At 61.3% G+C, this 16759-nt stretch carries 18 protein-coding genes; 12 read left to right on the forward strand and 6 right to left on the reverse strand.

All coding sequences use genetic code 11. The annotated features are described in order from the left end of the window. The first annotated feature begins 304 nt into the window (after positions 1–304). The 4 genes from rhtA to AC3WP7_RS28665 all read left to right on the forward strand — a co-directional run bounded on the left by rhtA (position 305) and on the right by AC3WP7_RS28665 (position 3106). Positions 305–1192: a threonine/homoserine exporter RhtA gene (gene rhtA, locus AC3WP7_RS28650; RefSeq protein ID WP_071492290.1), complete on the forward strand. Its 888-nt coding sequence runs from the start codon at positions 305–307 to the stop codon at positions 1190–1192. Between the two features lie 164 nt (positions 1193–1356). Further along, positions 1357–1638, forward strand: coding sequence for a hypothetical protein (locus AC3WP7_RS28655; protein WP_058426920.1), 282 nt, complete (start codon positions 1357–1359; stop codon positions 1636–1638). Between the two features lie 109 nt (positions 1639–1747). After that, on the forward strand, positions 1748–2479 hold the full coding sequence (locus AC3WP7_RS28660) for an SDR family oxidoreductase (RefSeq protein ID WP_092248073.1): 732 nt from the start codon (positions 1748–1750) through the stop codon (positions 2477–2479). Positions 2480–2515: 36 nt separating this feature from the next. Further along, positions 2516–3106 (forward strand): 2-hydroxychromene-2-carboxylate isomerase, encoded by a 591-nt coding sequence (locus AC3WP7_RS28665; RefSeq protein ID WP_102593158.1) that lies wholly within the window; start codon positions 2516–2518, stop codon positions 3104–3106. 46 nt (positions 3107–3152) lie between these two features. Here AC3WP7_RS28665 and AC3WP7_RS28670 read toward each other — a convergent pair whose 3' ends face one another. From AC3WP7_RS28670 to AC3WP7_RS28680, 3 genes are all read right to left on the reverse strand, one after another. Beyond that, entirely contained in the window at positions 3153–4961 is a 1809-nt protein-coding gene (locus tag AC3WP7_RS28670; RefSeq protein ID WP_102593157.1) for an aminopeptidase P family protein, read from the reverse strand. A gap of 49 nt (positions 4962–5010) precedes the next feature. Next, a complete protein-coding gene (locus AC3WP7_RS28675) occupies positions 5011–6171 on the reverse strand; it encodes a cysteine desulfurase family protein (protein ID WP_071492286.1) in 1161 nt (386 codons plus the stop codon). A 233-nt stretch (positions 6172–6404) separates the two neighbouring features. Next, positions 6405–6674, reverse strand: a complete 270-nt coding sequence (locus AC3WP7_RS28680) for a hypothetical protein (protein WP_092248061.1) — start codon at positions 6672–6674, stop codon at positions 6405–6407. 399 nt (positions 6675–7073) lie between these two features. Between AC3WP7_RS28680 and msuE the strand changes: the two genes are divergently transcribed. From msuE to AC3WP7_RS28700, 4 genes are read left to right on the forward strand one after another with little or no spacing between them, the layout of a single operon-like run. Continuing rightward, the gene (gene msuE, locus AC3WP7_RS28685; protein WP_092248091.1) at positions 7074–7637 is read left to right on the forward strand and encodes an FMN reductase; all 564 of its coding nucleotides are present in this window, start codon (positions 7074–7076) and stop codon (positions 7635–7637) included. Positions 7638–7646: 9 nt separating this feature from the next. Continuing rightward, a complete protein-coding gene (gene ssuD, locus AC3WP7_RS28690) occupies positions 7647–8786 on the forward strand; it encodes an FMNH2-dependent alkanesulfonate monooxygenase (protein ID WP_071492284.1) in 1140 nt (379 codons plus the stop codon). A 19-nt stretch (positions 8787–8805) separates the two neighbouring features. Further along, positions 8806–9993 (forward strand): acyl-CoA dehydrogenase family protein, encoded by a 1188-nt coding sequence (locus AC3WP7_RS28695; protein WP_093514461.1) that lies wholly within the window; start codon positions 8806–8808, stop codon positions 9991–9993. Positions 9994–10004: 11 nt separating this feature from the next. Further along, entirely contained in the window at positions 10005–11108 is a 1104-nt protein-coding gene (locus AC3WP7_RS28700; RefSeq protein WP_071492282.1) for a sigma-54 interaction domain-containing protein, read from the forward strand. Here the strand turns inward: AC3WP7_RS28700 and AC3WP7_RS28705 are convergent. Continuing rightward, positions 11097–11462, reverse strand: a complete 366-nt coding sequence (locus tag AC3WP7_RS28705; RefSeq protein ID WP_071492281.1) for an antibiotic biosynthesis monooxygenase — start codon at positions 11460–11462, stop codon at positions 11097–11099. The two genes, AC3WP7_RS28700 and AC3WP7_RS28705, sit on opposite strands and share 12 nt — an antisense overlap. Before the next feature lie 100 nt (positions 11463–11562). Between AC3WP7_RS28705 and soxR the strand changes: the two genes are divergently transcribed. The 4 genes from soxR (at position 11563) to AC3WP7_RS28725 (ending at position 14655) form a co-directional block, all read left to right on the forward strand. Continuing rightward, positions 11563–12012, forward strand: coding sequence for a redox-sensitive transcriptional activator SoxR (gene soxR, locus AC3WP7_RS28710; RefSeq protein ID WP_102593156.1), 450 nt, complete (start codon positions 11563–11565; stop codon positions 12010–12012). 99 nt (positions 12013–12111) lie between these two features. Next, positions 12112–12570, forward strand: coding sequence for a VOC family protein (locus AC3WP7_RS28715; protein ID WP_102593155.1), 459 nt, complete (start codon positions 12112–12114; stop codon positions 12568–12570). Between the two features lie 126 nt (positions 12571–12696). Then, positions 12697–13572, forward strand: a complete 876-nt coding sequence (locus tag AC3WP7_RS28720; RefSeq protein ID WP_102593154.1) for an alpha/beta fold hydrolase — start codon at positions 12697–12699, stop codon at positions 13570–13572. A 168-nt stretch (positions 13573–13740) separates the two neighbouring features. Next, positions 13741–14655 carry a LysR substrate-binding domain-containing protein gene (locus AC3WP7_RS28725; protein ID WP_207240106.1) on the forward strand — a complete coding sequence of 305 codons (915 nt, stop codon included), beginning with the start codon at positions 13741–13743 and terminating at the stop codon, positions 14653–14655. Here the strand turns inward: AC3WP7_RS28725 and leuD are convergent. Both leuD and leuC read right to left on the reverse strand, forming a co-directional pair. Next, positions 14652–15266 (reverse strand): 3-isopropylmalate dehydratase small subunit, encoded by a 615-nt coding sequence (gene leuD / locus AC3WP7_RS28730; protein WP_093530174.1) that lies wholly within the window; start codon positions 15264–15266, stop codon positions 14652–14654. The two genes, AC3WP7_RS28725 and leuD, sit on opposite strands and share 4 nt — an antisense overlap. Next, positions 15263–16681 carry a 3-isopropylmalate dehydratase large subunit gene (gene leuC / locus AC3WP7_RS28735; protein ID WP_102593153.1) on the reverse strand — a complete coding sequence of 473 codons (1419 nt, stop codon included), beginning with the start codon at positions 16679–16681 and terminating at the stop codon, positions 15263–15265. Before leuC ends, leuD begins: the two co-directional genes overlap by 4 nt. Positions 16682–16759 lie beyond the last annotated feature (78 nt).

Consider the following 16759-nt stretch of genomic DNA (forward strand, 5'->3'; position numbering starts at 1 on the left):
CACTGCTCTACCAACTCCTCCTGGACTTCGATGAACTGAAGTAAGTTGCTGTCGAATTCTGCGTAACTCTTTGTTTAACAAGGAGTTTTCCGTTTCGACTGCGCCGGAAGTGGGGCGAATTATAGACTTCCAGAATCTGCCGTCAACCCTTAATTTGGTTTTTCTATCAAAGAGCCTGAAACACTCAAAGTCCGTCCTGTATAACGCATCAAAAAGGATAATTGAGCAATATATTGCTCATCACCAAACAGTTGAGCATCATAGCGCTCTTGCTTCTTTTATATGACTTCGGACGAATTCCCCAATGACCACCTCCCCCCGCAGCCTGGCCTCGACACTGTTCCCTGTCGGCCTGCTGTTGATCGCCATGGCCTCTATCCAGTCCGGCGCCTCGCTGGCCAAGAGCATGTTCCCTGTCGTTGGCGCACAAGGCACAACGGCACTGCGCCTGATTTTCGCCAGCGTGATCATGCTGCTTTTGTTGCGCCCGTGGCGCGCCAAACTGACCTCCAAGTCCTTACGTACCGTCATCGTCTACGGGATGGCGTTGGGTGGCATGAACTTTCTCTTCTATATGTCATTGCGCAGCGTGCCCCTGGGGATTGCGGTCGCCCTGGAATTCACCGGCCCCCTCGCGGTGGCCATTTACGCCTCTCGGCGCGCAGTCGACTTCCTGTGGATTGCCCTCGCCATCATCGGCCTTCTCTTGTTGATCCCGATGGGCGAGGCCAGCAGCGGCATCGACTTGCTGGGGGCAGCCTACGCGCTGGGAGCAGGCGTCTGCTGGGCACTCTACATTCTGTATGGTCAGAAAGCAGGGAATGACAACGGCGTCCAGACCGCCGCCCTCGGGGTGATGATCGCCGCATTGTTTGTTGCACCTATCGGCATCGTCCACGCAGGCAGCGCATTGCTGACTCCCGCACTGATCCCGATCGCCATCGGCGTCGCCATTCTGTCCACCGCCCTGCCCTACACCTTGGAAATGGTCGCACTGACGCGCCTCCCTGCCCGAACCTTCGGCACTCTTATGAGCATTGAGCCGGCTTTCGGCGCGCTTTCCGGCCTGTTATTCCTGCACGAGCACTTGTCCTTCGCCCAGTGGCTGGCAATCACTTGCATCATTTTGGCCTCCGTAGGTGCCACGGTAACGATGCGCAGCGAACCAAAGCCACTGGTTGCCTCGGATTGAAGTCTGTTTGAATGTAGCTCTGGTATTTACCGCACATTTAGGCCATGTTTAAGCCGTAAACGAATGTCATTCATGGAGAATTTCGACAAGGACAGCGCGAACGCTACACCCGAAAGCGAGTAGAGCCGGCCTCTGGCATTGCAAGGCGGCTATTAAGGATAGGAATGAAGCGAATTTTAATACTGTTAATGGTCATGGCCGTTGCTGGTTGTGCCGCGACCACCAAGACAGAAGTGAAACGTGGCAAAAAAGGGTTGCATATCAACTGTTCCGGCCTGTCTTCTTCCTGGGAGCAGTGCTACACCAGTGCGACCAACTCCTGTGGCGCCAAGGGCTACCGAGTAATCGCAAAGTCCGGTGACAATTCTGAGGAACCTGGGGACTACCCATTCGGCCTCAACCCTGCCGGCTACACCAGCCGCAGTATGATCGTCATCTGTAAGTAATCGAATGAGCAGTCATCTCTGACTGCTCCTATCAAATCCGGATACAAATCCGGCCCTTCGCGACACGGCGTCTAAACTCCTGCTCTACCATCGAGCCAACGGAGTTCCCATGACACACAACAAAAAAATCGTATTGGTAGTGGGCGCCGGTGATGCAACCGGCGGCGCCATTGCCAGACGCTTCGCCCGCGAAGGCTATGTGGCCTGCGTCAGCCGCCGCAGCGCCGATAAGTTACAGCCGCTGGTGGACAGTATTAACGCAGTGGGCGGCGAAGCCCATGGGTTTACCTGTGATGCGCGTAAAGAAGAAGACGTCATCGCGCTGATCGAACAGATCGAAACTGAGCTGGGTCCGATTGAAGCCTTTGTGTTCAATATCGGCGCCAATGTGCCGTGCAGCATCCTGGAAGAAACCGCGCGCAAGTATTTCAAGATCTGGGAGATGGCCTGCTTCTCCGGTTTTCTGAACGCACGCGAAGTGGCCAAGCGCATGGTCACGCGCAATCGAGGCACCATCCTGTTTACCGGCGCCACCGCCGGATTGCGCGGCGGCGCAGGTTTTGCCGCCTTCGCCGGGGCCAAGCACGGGATTCGGGCCCTCGCGCAAAGCATGGCGCGGGAACTGGGTCCCAGGAACATCCATGTCGCCCATGTCGTGATCGATGGTGCCATTGACACCGACTTCATTCGCGACAATTTCCCGCAGAAATACGCACTCAAAGACCAGGACGGCATCCTCAGCCCCGAGCATATCGCCGATAACTATTGGCACCTCCACAGCCAGCCACGTGATGCCTGGACCTTTGAACTGGACCTGCGCCCCTGGAATGAACCCTGGTAAGCACGCCCCCATAACAATAATCAGCGAGCATCGACCATGCGTAAAACCCTGGAATTCTTCTTTGACCTGGGCAGCCCCGCCACCTACCTGGCCTACACCCAGCTACCGGCATTGTGCGCGGCAACCGATACACAGCTTGTGTATAAACCCATGTTATTGGGCGGCGTGTTCAAGGCCACCGGTAACGCCTCTCCAATCACCGTTCCTGCAAAGGGTCGCTACATGCTCGATGACCTGGCGCGTTACGCCCGGCGCTACAACGTACCGCTCCGGTTCAACCCGCACTTCCCCATCAATACGCTGGTGTTGATGCGAGCGGTCACCGGCATCCAATTACACCAGCCTGAGCGTTTCCTGGACTTCGTTGATTGCCTGTTCCATGCCCTTTGGGTCGAAGGCCGTCACTTGGGAGACCCCGCCGTCGTGGCTGCCGTACTCACTGAATACGGATTTGCCGCCAATGAAATCCTGAATTTGGCCAATGACGAAACCGTTAAGGCTGCCTTGAAGGACAACACCGAACAGGCCGTTCAACGCGGCGTGTTCGGTGCCCCCAGTATGTTTGTAGGCAACCAGCTGTTCTTCGGTCAGGACCGTCTGGAATTTGTGCGCGAAGCGTTGAGTTAGAGCTTGATGGCCAAAACGCCCTGGCACGTTACTGCCTGGCAGGTAATCAGATAGCCGCAGTGCGTACCTGCAACCACTCCAGCGCGGCACCGCTGAGCAATGGGCTCAAACGCTTGCGCACCTCAGTGTGGTAAGCGTTGAACCACTCACGCTCGTCTGCCGTGAGCAACGATGGCAACAGGCAGCGCGTGTCGATCGGGCACAAGGTCAGGGTTTCGAACTTGAGAAACTCACCGAACTCGGTCTTGCCCGCTTCGCGGTTCAACACCAGGTTCTCGATACGCACGCCCCAACGGCCTGGACGGTAAGTACCCGGTTCAATGGAGGTGATCATCCCCGCTTGCATCGCCGTTTGCGGCGCGGTAGCCGCCTGGTAGGCAATCACTTGTGGGCCCTCATGCACGTTGAGGAAATAGCCTACACCGTGGCCAGTACCGTGGCCGTAGTCCACGCCTTCCGCCCAGATCGGCGCGCGGGCAATCGCATCCAGCAACGGCGACAGGATCCCTTTCGGAAAGTGGGCACGGGACAAGGCAATCACGCCCTTGAGCACCCGGGTGCAGTCCCGCTTCTGCTCGTCACTCGGCGTGCCGATCGGCACCATCCGCGTGATATCCGTGGTGCCGCCCAGATACTGGCCACCCGAATCGATCAGCAGCAGGCCATCGCCTTCGATCAGCGCGTGCTCTTCTTCAGTGGCGTGGTAATGCGGCATCGCGCCGTTGGCGTTGTAGGCCGCAATGGTGTTGAAACTCAACGACACATAACCAGGGCGGCGGCTGCGTGCAGCGGTCAGGTGTTCGTCGATGGTCAACTCGGTGATGCGCTCACGGCCCAGCGCACTGTCCAGCCAGGCGAAAAACTCGCACAGCGCTGCGCCATCCTGCTCCATGGCTTGGCGGATATGTTCTGCGTCGGCCAGGCTCTTGCGGGACTTGGCCAATGTGGTCGGGTTGAGGCCTTCGACCAGCTTGACGCCGGCATCGAGATTCTCCAGCAAACCCGCGGTAACGCGCGCCGGGTCGACCTGCAGACTGGCGCCCGCCGGCACCGCGCGCAATGCATCCGCCACTTCGCTGTAGTCGCGCAGCGTCAAGCCATCCTGCTCCAGCACAGCCCGCAACTCGGCGTCGACTTTGCTCAGCGCCACAAACAGCGTGGCCTGGTGTTGATTGATCAATGCAAAGGACACAAACACCGGGTTGAACGAAACGTCACCACCACGCAGGTTGAACAGCCAGGCAATGTCATCCAGGGTCGCGATGAAATGCCAGTCGGCGCCCTTCTCTTTCAAGGCAGCACGCAGCGAAGCGAGTTTTTCAATACGGCTGACAGTAGCCTGCGGTGGCAGGTGTTGATAGATCGGCTGGTTCGGCAATGCCGGACGGTCATGCCAGACTTCATCAAGCAGGTCGATATCGGTACGCAAGCGCGCGCCGCGCTCCGCCAGCTTACCGGCCAGGGTACGCGCCGAAGCCACGGCCATGACCGCACCATCCACCGCCACCACACCACCTTCCGGCGTTTGCTCGGCCAGCCACTCCAGCGGCCCGGGTTGGCCCGGCTGCAGCTTCACCAATTCGATGCCGCTGCCCTTGAGTTCCTTGGTCGCCTGTTCCCAGTAACGGCTATCGGCCCACACACCGGCGAAATCCGCAGTGACAATCAGCGTTCCCACCGAGCCATGAAACCCCGACAGCCATTGCCGCCCCTGCCAGTAACCCGGCAAGTACTCGGACAAGTGCGGGTCGGCCGACGGCACCAGCAGGGCATGAATACCCTCGCGGCTCATCAGTGCACGGGTATGCGCCAGGCGCTGGGGAACCGTTCCATGGGTCAAGGGCTGCGTACTCATTGTGTCTCCTGCTAACCACGAATAATTGTTATGTGTCGCGATAAATGAATCAGACCGCCCAGAACGCCGGTGCGCTGGCGAGGGCCGCCTTGATCAGTTGCACCGCCTGGTCGATATCCTGTTCAGTGGTAAACCGGCCGAGGCTCAAGCGAATGGTGCGGCTGGCGCTGCGTGCATCATGGCCCAGGGCGAGCAGCACATGGGACGGTGCATTGCTGGCCGAATTGCAGGCCGAGGTCGCAGAAAACGCGATCCCCGCGCTCAACGCCGCGGCGTTGAATTCGCCTTCACTGAACGTGAGGCTCAGGGTATGGGGAATACGCTGTGTAGCGCTGCCATTGAGGCGCACACCGGCCACCGACTCCAACTGGTCGAGCAGGCGCTGGCGCAGAGCCACAATCACCGCCTTTTCTTCAGAGAAAGACGCCGCCGCCAAGGCGAACGCGGTGCCCATGCCAGCAATCTGATGGGTCGCCAGGGTGCCGGAACGCAAGCCACCCTCGTGGCCGCCACCGTGAATCTGCGCCAGGACCTTCTGCTGCGCCCGCGGACCGACGTACAAAGCACCGATACCTTTGGGGCCATAGAGTTTGTGCGCGGAAAACGACATCAGATCCACCGGCCACTGCGCCAGATCGATCGCCACCTTACCCGCCCCTTGCGCCGCATCCACATGCAACAACGCGCCGTGTTCACGCACGCGGGCACCGATGGCAGGGATATCGTTGAGGGTGCCGAGCTCGTTGTTCACCAGCATTAACGACACCAGGAAGGTGTCCTCGCGCAAGGCTTCGCTGACGGCATCGGCGCTGATCAAGCCATCGGCGTCCGGCACCAGGTAGGTCACGGCCACGCCGGCTTCCTGCAATTGTCGCGCGGTATCCAGGGTGGCCTTGTGTTCGATCTGGCTGGTAATGATATGCCCACCCGCCACGCCCCGCGCCTGGGCCACGCCTTTGATCGCAAGGTTGTTGGATTCGGTGGCGCCGGAGGTCCAGACGATTTGGTCCGGGTTGGCACCGACCAGCCCGGCCACCTGACGACGCGCCTGTTCGACCGTCTGCCGGGCCGCCTGGCCGAACGCATGGGAACTGGACGCGGGGTTACCGAAATTGGCGTTGAAGCCCAGACACTCGACCATCACCTGGATGACCCGCTCGTCCACCGGGGTGGTGGCGGCATAGTCGAAATACAACGGACGTTTATTCATGACGTTAGAAACTCGCAGAGCAGGTTCCCGAGAGCAGCGTCTCAGGGGCACGGACCGGGACAGAGGTCGTCAGGTTTAACCGATCACACGCCATTAAAGAAGGACCACTTTATGTAAATGTGCGTAGGAACGCTCCTGAAATTCAGCTTAACAGGCTGAAGTCGCTCCATGGCAAACAAAAAGCCCGAGGATCCTTGTGGATAACCTCGGGCTTTTTGTCGCTGGGCGCGGGTTCAACTGGGACGACCATGCAGGGTCACGCTGCGTTCGGCATTCATTTCGCCCTTGCTATCAAAGTCGAAGGGTTTCTGTGGCTGGCCGGTCAGCGCGGCGCGCTGCTGTTGATATTCGTCAAACGACAAACCACGACGGCTCAATGCTTCGAGGGCCAACTGCTTGGTTTCTTCTGCGGTGTAAGGACGCAATTCAGGCGAAGGATGAGTCGCACATCCGGCAAGGACTGAGCTGACAATCAATAAGGAAACAGCGAGGAATCGGTTCATGGTGGTGGCCCTGCAAAGGAGGTTTCGAGTCAATGAACACAGGCTACTCCGGCCCCTCAATGGTGAAAAATCACCTGCCTTGATAGTTGCTATCAACCGCCAACGCACCTTCGATAGCACCGCCTTTATATTTCCTTATGATCTATAAGTATGGAAATACGTTCATTTACGGAATAAACACAACCCTCTATAACGGGACTACACCGCCCTGGCACTGTTGCCCACGCAACTGTTGCCCTGGCAACAGCCAATCAACAAATCACCAGGCAGCCAACACCGGCATTTTTCAGCAGTGAGCCTGCAACCCGCGTCGATCAAGGCTTGCACCCGTTGGTACAGCTCTTGCTCAAGCGGTTGCACTCCACCTGCTATGAACCACTGTTGAAAAAGGAACTGTTCATGACCCGTCCCCTGAATGTTGTTGCCCTCTCCGGCGGAACCTGGCGCCCGTCCCGTACCCTGGTGTTGACCCAGGCGGTGCTGGCTGAGCTGGCTACCTTGCTGCCGATCCAGGCCACCCTGATCGAGCTGGGCGATATCGCCCGGCCGCTGGGCGGTGCGCTGTCCCGTGATGAACTGCCCGCAGAAGTCGAAGCGCAACTGTTGGCCATCGAACAGGCCGACTTGCTGATCGTCGCCGCGCCGGTCTATCGCGGTTCCTACCCGGGCCTGCTCAAGCACCTGTTCGACCTGGTCGGCCTCAATGCGCTGATCAGCACCCCCGTGCTCCTGGCGGCAACCGGCGGCAGCGAACGCCACGCGCTGGTCCTCGACCACCAACTGCGTCCGCTGTTCAGCTTTTTCCAGGCGCTGACCCTGCCGATCGGTGTGTACGCCACCGAGGCCGACTTCACCGACTACCAAATAACCAGCGAATTACTGAAAGCCCGTATTCAACTGGCGGCAGAACGCGCAGCGCCTTTGTTCGCCGCGCACTCCCCCTCTCTGCTGAAAATCGCTTAAGGATTGGTCATGGATGTTTTCTGGTTTCTGCCAACGCACGGCGACGGTCATTACCTGGGCACCACCCAGGGTGCACGGCCGGTCACCCTCAATTATCTGAAACAAGTCGCCCAGGCAGCTGACAGCCTGGGCTACCACGGCGTGCTGATTCCTACCGGGCGCTCGTGCGAAGACTCCTGGGTCATCGCCTCGGCCTTGGTGCCGCTGACCGAACGCCTGCGTTACCTGGTGGCGATTCGTCCGGGCATCATTTCGCCGACTGTCTCGGCGCGCATGGCGGCGACCCTCGATCGCCTGTCCAATGGCCGCCTGCTGATCAACGTGGTGACCGGCGGCGACCCCGACGAAAACCGTGGCGACGGCAGTTTCCTCGACCACGCCGAACGCTACGAAGTCTCCGACGAATTCCTACGTATCTGGCGCCGTGTGTTGCAGGGCGAATCGGTGGATTTCGAAGGCAAGCACCTGCGCGTGCAAAACGCCAAGGCCCTTTACCCGCCGGTGCAGAAGCCTTACCCGCCGCTGTACTTCGGTGGATCCTCCGACGCCGCCCACGACCTCGCCGCCGAGCAGGTGGACGTGTACCTGACCTGGGGCGAACCACCCGCCGCCGTTGCGGAAAAACTCGCGGATGTGCGTGAGCGCGCCGCACGCCACGGGCGCACCGTGAAGTTCGGCATCCGCCTGCATGTGATCGTGCGCGAGACCGAAGAAGACGCCTGGAAAGCCGCCGACAAGCTGATCGAGCACATCAGCGACGAAACCATCGCCGCCGCGCAAAAATCCTTTTCGCGCTTTGATTCCGAAGGCCAACGCCGCATGGCCGCCCTGCACGACGGGCGCCGTGACAACCTGGAAATCGCCCCCAACCTGTGGGCCGGCGTCGGCCTGGTGCGCGGCGGGGCCGGCACCGCGCTGGTGGGCAACCCGCAACAAGTGGCCGAACGCATCAAGGAATACGCGGACCTGGGGATCGAGAGCTTCATTTTCTCCGGCTACCCGCACCTGGAAGAAGCCTATCGCTTCGCCGAGCTGGTGTTCCCGTTGCTACCGGAACCCTATGCCAGCCTTGCCGGCCACGGCATCACCAACCTCACGGGCCCCTTTGGCGAAATGATTGCCAACGATGTGTTGCCGACCAAAGCTTGAGATCAATGAGGAACACCGTGTGACCGCCAAACCCCACAGCGTCCTGCCGTCCCCCTTGCAGACCGCCAGACTGCTGGCCGCCGACTTCGCCCTCACCGCCGTCGAACGTGACGAACGCGGCGGCACGCCCAAGGCTGAACGCGACGCCCTGCGCCAGAGCGGCCTGCTGGCCCTGAGCATTCCCACCCAGTACGGTGGCCTCGGCGCACGCTGGAGCGACACCCTGGGTATCGTGCGTGAATTCGCCAAGGTCGACAGCTCCATCGCCCATGTCTTCGGTTTTCACCACCTGATGCTCGCTACCGTGCGCCTGTTTTCACGCCCGGACCAATGGCAACCCTGGTTCGAACAGACCGCGCGCAAAAACTGGTTCTGGGGCAACGCCCTCAACCCGCTGGACACGCGCACCGTGGTCAAGGATTTCGGCGGCTGGCGCGAGTTCTCCGGCAAAAAGAGCTTCTGCTCCGGCGCCAGCGACTCTGAAATGCTGATCGCTTCGGCGGTGGACGAATCCGCCGGTGGCAAACTGCTGATCGCAGCGATCCCCAGCGGGCGCAGCGGCATCACCTTGCACAATGATTGGAACAATATCGGCCAGCGCCAGACCGACAGCGGCAGCGCCAGCTTCGAACGGGTGCGCGTCGAAGAATCCGAGCTGCTGCTCGATCCGGGACCGCTGAGCACACCCTTCGCCTGCCTGCGCCCGTTGATCGCCCAACTGACGTTCACCCACATGTTTCTCGGCATTGCCGAAGGCGCCTTCGAGGAAGCGCGCAATTACACCCTCACCGAAACCCGCGCCTGGCATAAATCCTCGGCCGAAGATGTGCGCAGGGACCCTTACGTACTGCATCACTACGGCGAATTCTGGGTCGCACTGGAAGGCGTGCGCCTGCTGGTGGAGCGCGCTGCCGACCTGCTCGACCAGGCCTGGGCCAAAGGCCCGAACCTCAGCGAAACCGAACGCGGCCAGTTGGCCATTGCCATCGCCACCGCCAAGGTCGCCGCCACCCAGCAGGGCCTGGAGCTGTGCAGCCGCCTGTTCGAAGTCACCGGCGCGCGCTCCACGCACGCATCGCTGCGCCTGGACCGTCACTGGCGCAACCTGCGCACCCAGACCCTGCACGACCCGGTGGACTACAAACTCCACGAACTGGGGGACTGGGCGCTGAACCACTCCCTGCCGATTCCAACGTTCTATTCCTAAGAGAGGTGCCCATGCAGCTGTTGACCCTACCGCCCTCGCCCGCCCTCGCGACCTCGATCCGCGCCACGGCCCAGGTCTTCGAAGACCCCAAATCCCAGGCGTTGCTCGACCACATCCAGCAAGTGGCGCCCAGCGAAGCCAGCGTGCTGATCATCGGCGAGACCGGCACCGGTAAAGAGCTGGTGGCACGCCACATCCACAACCTCAGCGCACGGCGCAACCGGCCGTTCGTGGCGGTCAACTGCGGGGCGTTCTCCGAGTCCCTGGTGGAGGCCGAACTGTTCGGCCATGAAAAAGGCGCCTTCACCGGCGCCCTCAGCGCCAAGGCCGGCTGGTTCGAGGAGGCCGACGGCGGCACGTTGTTTCTCGATGAGATCGGCGATTTGCCGATGGCGATCCAGGTCAAACTGCTGCGGGTCCTGCAGGAACGAGAAGTCGTACGCCTGGGTTCGCGCAAGAGCATTCCGATTGATGTGCGCGTCTTGGCCGCAACCAACGTGCAGTTGGAAAAAGCCATCAACGCCGGGCATTTCCGCGAAGACCTCTATTACCGCCTCGACGTGGTCAGCCTGGAGCTCAGCCCGCTGCGCGAGCGCCCCGGCGATATCCTGCCGCTGACCCGACACTTTATCGAAGCCTACAGCCAGCGCCTGGGGTATGGCCCCATCACCATCAGCCGCGAGGCCGAGCACAAGCTTAAAAGCTACAGTTGGCCGGGCAACATCCGCGAGTTGGAAAACGTAATCCACCACACCCTGCTGATCTGCCGGAACGGCGTGATCGAGCGCGACGACCTGCGCCTGTCTAACATGCGCATCGAGCGCCAGGACGACAGCCAGCACGGCAGCGACAACAGCGCTGAAGCATTGCTGGCGCGGGCCTTCCAGAAACTGTTCGAGGAACAGGCCGGCGCCCTGCATGAAAAGGTCGAAGATGCCCTGCTACGGGCCGCCTACCGTTTCAGCCATTACAACCAGGTCCACACCGCCAACCTGCTCGGCCTGAGCCGCAACGTCACACGTACGCGCCTGATCAAGATCGGCGAGCTGGCGGTGAACAAGCGCCGGCCCGGAGAAAACGTGCAAGGCGAGCGCATGCTGCACCTATCCATTTAGGCGGCAGTGCAACGCGTTGTCGTGGCTGCGCTCGAAACTGCGCAGCACCTGGAACGAACCAAAGGTCACGGCCGTGGCCTGGTGGGCGCGAATCAATGTCCAGAAATCTTCCTCGCCATGCTCAAAACACTGGAAGGCCGCCTCGCCGTCTTCACGCGAGTGCCATTGCAGGTAATTGAGCACCCGCCGTCCGTCATCGCTGACCAGCACACTCGCATTGATAAAGCCGCCATGGCCCTGGGCCAGGCGTTCGCTCTGAAGGGTCAGGGCGGCCACCAGGGCAGATTGTTGCCGGGGTTCGATCTGAAACTCGATCAATTGAGTGAAGCTGCGATTCTTCTCTGATACCTGCATGAACACTCCCCTTCCTCTGTAGGCAGAATCTTGCGATTCGATGCCATGCAGGGTAAAACCTCTAGTTAAGTCAAGGTCAAGCGCTTATCTGGAGTTTTTCATGCTCAACAAGGAACTCACTGTCGGCCAACTGGCCGCCCGCAGTGGTGTGGCGGTCACGGCGCTGCACTTCTACGAAACCAAGGGGCTGATCAAGAGCAATCGCAACGCCGGTAATCAACGGCGTTACCCCCGGGATGTACTGCGGCGCGTGGTGGTGATCAAGATCGCCCAGCGCCTGGGCATTCCGCTGGCAACGATTGGCGAAGCCTTGCAGACATTGCCGGAGGCGCGCACGCCCAACGCCCAGGATTGGGAGCGTTTGTCGGCGCTGTGGCGGCAAGACCTGGATGAGCGCATCAACAAGCTGACGCTGCTGCGCGACAAGCTCAATGGTTGTATTGGCTGCGGATGTTTGTCGATGGAGGCGTGTCCATTGCGCAATCAGGATGACCAGCTTGGTGAGCGCGGGCCGGGGGCACAGTTGCTGGAACCGACACCCCCTGCATGACCTGCGGCCCCAACACTTCGTCGACTGCCCACAGGCCACACGGAACGTGGCCTATAGTGAAGAGGCCGTTTCTCTACAACCACAATCAAGGAGAGCGATATGAGCGTTGAACCTATTCCGAAGGGCTACGCCAGCATCACGCCTTATATGGGCATCGACAAAGCCAGTGAAGCCATCGAGTTCTACAAAAAAGCCTTCGGCGCCACCCAGGTCATGCGTCTGGACATGCCGGATGGCAAAGTCGGCCATGCCGAGCTGCGCATCGGCGATTCGGCCATCATGCTGGGCACGCCCTGCGACGGAATGGCCCTGCGCAACCCGGCCGAACACACCAGTGTCGGCTTGCATCTGTATGTGAGCGATGTCGACGCGCAGTTCAAGCAAGCCGTTGCGGCTGGCGCCAGCGTCGTGTCCGAGCCCAAGGACCAGTTCTATGGCGACCGCTCCGCCAGTGTGAAGGATCCGTTCGGTCATCTGTGGTTCCTGGCGACCCACAAGGAGGACCTGACCGAAGCACAGATCCGCGAACGTGCCGAGGCCCTGTTCAAACAAGGCTGACCCTTTGCAGGAGCGAGCAAGCCCGCTCCTGCATCACACTTCATGAACACCCCCTCCACGTTTTTGCCCTTGCCCCGAATGCCGCGTGATTCCACGATGCAAGCATTCATCACAAGGAGTCATTCCATGTTCGCCGGATTCCAGAAAGACCAGTGCCACGTCAACGGCGTGGACATCAGCTACCGCAAAGGTGGTACAGGTCCCGGTCTGCTCCTGTTGCACGGGCATCCGCAAACCCACGTCATCTGGCACAAAGTCGCCGAGCAACTGGCTGAACACTTCACCGTGGTGGCCGCCGACCTGCGCGGCTATGGCGACAGCAGCAAGCTGCCGGCCAATGACCATCACACCCATTATTCGAAACGGGAAATGGCCCGGGACAACGTCGAACTGATGCAGGCGCTGGGCTTCGACAGGTTCTCGGTGCTGGCCCACGACCGTGGTGCCCGCGTGGCCCACCGCATGGCCCTGGACCACCCGGCGGCCGTGCAACGCATGGTGCTGCTGGACATTGCCCCGACCCTGTCGATGTACGCGCAGACCAACGAAGCCTTCGCCCGCGCCTACTGGCACTGGTTCTTCCTGATCCGTCCGGCGCCCTTGCCGGAAGCCTTGATCGAGGGCAACCCGGAGCTGTACCTGCGTAGCGTGATGGGCAGTCGCAGCGCCGGGCTCAAGCCGTTCACTCAGGAAGCCTTCGCCGAATACTTGCGTTGCCTGAAATTGCCGGGCGCCGCCACGGGCATCTGCGAGGACTACCGTGCTGCCGCCGGTATCGACCTTGAGCACGACCAGGCGGACATCGACGCCGGCCATCACCTGAGCCTGCCGTTACTGGTGATGTGGGGTGCCGAAGGCACTGTCGGGCGCTGCTTCGAGCCGCTCAAGGAATGGCAGAAAGTCGCCACCGACGTGCGTGGCAAGGCCCTGCCGGCCGGCCATTACATCGCCGAAGAAGCCCCTGAGTTGCTGCTGGGCGAAGTCCTGACCTTCCTTCGCTGAGCAGCGCTGTAACCCCGGTTCTTCCGCATCCTCGGCATTATCTGCCGGGAGGGCACCGATCGGCGCCTTCGCTGCTATCGCGTTCACCGCCGGCAAGCAACCGGGCCTGCCGAAAGGTCTGCCCAACCGGTGCTATTCTGGCGGCTCATGCCGCCAGCCCCGTTTGTGATGACTAACAAGAAAGATACCGTGCCCCTACCCGAAGACCTGCGGGTGTTCCTGACCGTGATCCGCAAGGCCGGTTTCGCTGCGGCGGCCGATGAGCTGGGCTTGTCGCCAGCGTATGTCAGCAAGCGCATCCAGATTCTCGAAACCACCTTGGCCACCCGCCTGTTGCACCGCACCAGCCGGCGCATTGCCCTGACCGAAGACGGTGAACGGGTGCAGCGCTGGGCGGTGCGCATCCTCGAAGATTTCCAGCAACTGTCCGATGAACTCTCCGACGCCCATGACCGCCCGCGTGGCCACCTGCATCTGTGCAGCAGCTTCGGTTTCGGTCGCAACCATGTGGCCCCCGCCGTATCGTTGCTGGCTGAGCAGTACCCGGACCTGGAAATCCGCCTGGACCTGTTCGACCGCGTGGTGGATATCGTCAGCGAAGGCTTCGACCTGGAGATCCGCGTGGGCGACGACATCCCCGGCCAGCACATCGGCCGTCGGCTGGTGAGCAACCGGCGCGTGCTGTGCGCCGCCCCGGCTTACCTGGAGCGGCGCGGCACACCGCAACAGTTGAGTGACCTGGAGCAGCACGACTGCCTGATACTCAAGGAGCGCGATAACGCGTTCGGCATCTGGAACCTGGAGCGCGACGGCACCCAGGAAAGCGTGCGCGTACGCGGGCCGCTGTCGTCGAACAATGGCGAAATTGTGTTGCAGTGGGCGTTGGATGGGCGCGGGGTGCTGCTGCGCTCGATGTGGGATGTGAAGCCGCTGTTGGAGCAAGGCAAGCTCGTGCAGCTACTGCACGGTTATACCCAGAGCGCCAACGTGTGGGCGGTGTACCCGACACGGTTGGCGTATTCCGGGAAGCTGCGGGCCTGCGTGGAGTTTTTGCAGGAGCATTTCAAGGGATTGTCGATCTAGCTCAGCCAGGGGTTGGCTTGCAGGTGCCGGCGTTCGAAGGCCTTGATCTCCGCACTGCGCTGCAAGGTGCTGCCGATGGCATCCAGGCCCCGCAACAACGCAGTCTTGCGCAGGGTATCGATCTGGAACGGGATCACCTGGCCATCCGCCAAATGGATCTGCTGGGCTTCAAGGTCGACACTGATCTGCGCCTGGTCCGCCTGGCTGACGGTCTTGCCCAGTTGCTGCAACACCGCCTCATCCAAGGTGATCAACAACACCCCGTTGCGCTGGCAATTGTCATAGAAAATCCCCGCGAAGCTGCTGCCGATCAGCGCGCGGATGCCCATCTGCTTCAAGCCCCATACCGCGTGTTCCCGGCTGGAACCGCAGCCGAAGTTCGGCCCGACCACCATGAAACATGCGCCCTGCCAGGCCGGCAGGTTCAGCACGAACTCGGGGTTGGGCTCGCCGGACGGCAAGAAGCGCAGGTCGAAGAACAGCCCGCGGTCCAGGCCGCTGCGGTCAATACCCTTGAGAAACTGTTTGGGCATGATCACATCGGTATCGATGTTGGCCGCCAGCATCGGCGCGGCCTTGCCGGTGACCAGGGTGAAGGGTTGCAGGCTCATGGGTGCGCTCCAAAGTGGCGGATATCAGTGAGGCGGCCGGTAATGGCAGCGGCGGCGACCATCGCCGGGCTCATCAGGTGGGTGCGTGCGCCCGCGCCCTGGCGGCCTTCGAAGTTGCGGTTGGTGCTGGACGCACAGCGGTCGCCGGGGGCGAGCACATCGTCGTTCATCGCCAGGCACATCGAGCAACCCGACTGACGCCATTCAAAGCCGGCGTCGATAAAAATCGCTGCAAGGCCTTCGGCTTCGGCCTGGTCGCGCACTTCGGTGGAGCCCGGCACGATCATCGCCCGCACGTGTTCAGCGACGCGCTTGCCACGCACCACGCTGGCGGCGTCGCGCAGGTCTTCGATGCGGGCGTTGGTGCAGGAGCCGATGAACGCATGGCTGATGACGATCTCGCTCAACGGCATACCGGCTTCCAGGCCCATGTAGTTGAGGGCGCGGCGCATGTCCTGGCGCAGGATCGGGTCGCTGACGTCCTGCGGGTCGGGCACGCGGGTGCCGATGGGGGCGGCCTGGTCGGGGCTGGTGCCCCAGGTGACCATGGGTTCCAGGGTGCTGGCATCGAGGTGCACTTCCTGGTCGAACACCGCATCGGCATCCGAGTGCAGTTGGCGCCAGCCCACCAGTGCCTGGTCCCACAGCTCGCCTTTCGGCGCACGCGGCTTGCCCTTGAGGTAGGCGAAGACTTTTTCGTCCGGCGCCATGAACGCGCCGCGCGCGCCCGCTTCCACCGCCATGTTGCAGATGGTCATGCGCGCCTCGACGCTCAGCGCATCGATGGTGGAACCACGAAACTCAATGGCATAGCCCGTGGCACCGGAAGCGCCGATCTTGCCGATCAGCGCCATGATCACATCCTTGGACGTCAGGCCGGGTGCCAGGTCGCCCTCAACCGTGACCCGCAGGGTCTTCAGGCGCTTGTAGACCAGCGTCTGAGAGGCCAGCAGGTGTTCGATCTCCGAGGTGCCGATGCCGAAACCGAAGGCACCGAGGGCGCCGTAGGTGGTGGTGTGGCTGTCACCGGCGGCGATCACCATGCCTGGCAGGATAAAGCCCTGCTCCGGGGCGATTACGTGTTCGATGCCCTGGCGCTTGTCGAGGATGTCCAGCAGCTCGATGCCGAAGTCCCGGCAGTTCTCCGCCAGGTAGGACACCTGCCGCGCCCCGCCTGCATCGGGCATCGCCGCGACGCGCTTGGGCGTGGTGGGGTTCACATGGTCGACCACGGCCAGCGCCGTGCCTGGGCGCCACACGTTGCGCCCGGCCTCGCGCAAGCCGCTGAAGGCCTGGGGGCTGGTGTATTCGTTGATCACCTGGCGGTCGATGTAAAGCAGCACATGGCCCTGGTCATCCAGGGGGCACACCGTGTGGGAATCGATGTGTTTGTCGTAGAGGGTTCGGGCAGTCATTTTTCTGGGCTCACTTTTGTCGGCGCTCAACGGTATGCGCCCATCCTACGCAGCCGCCTCGCCCCATCAATGGCGCCT

It is taken from the genome of Pseudomonas sp. FW305-3-2-15-C-LB1 (genome assembly GCF_058787615.1).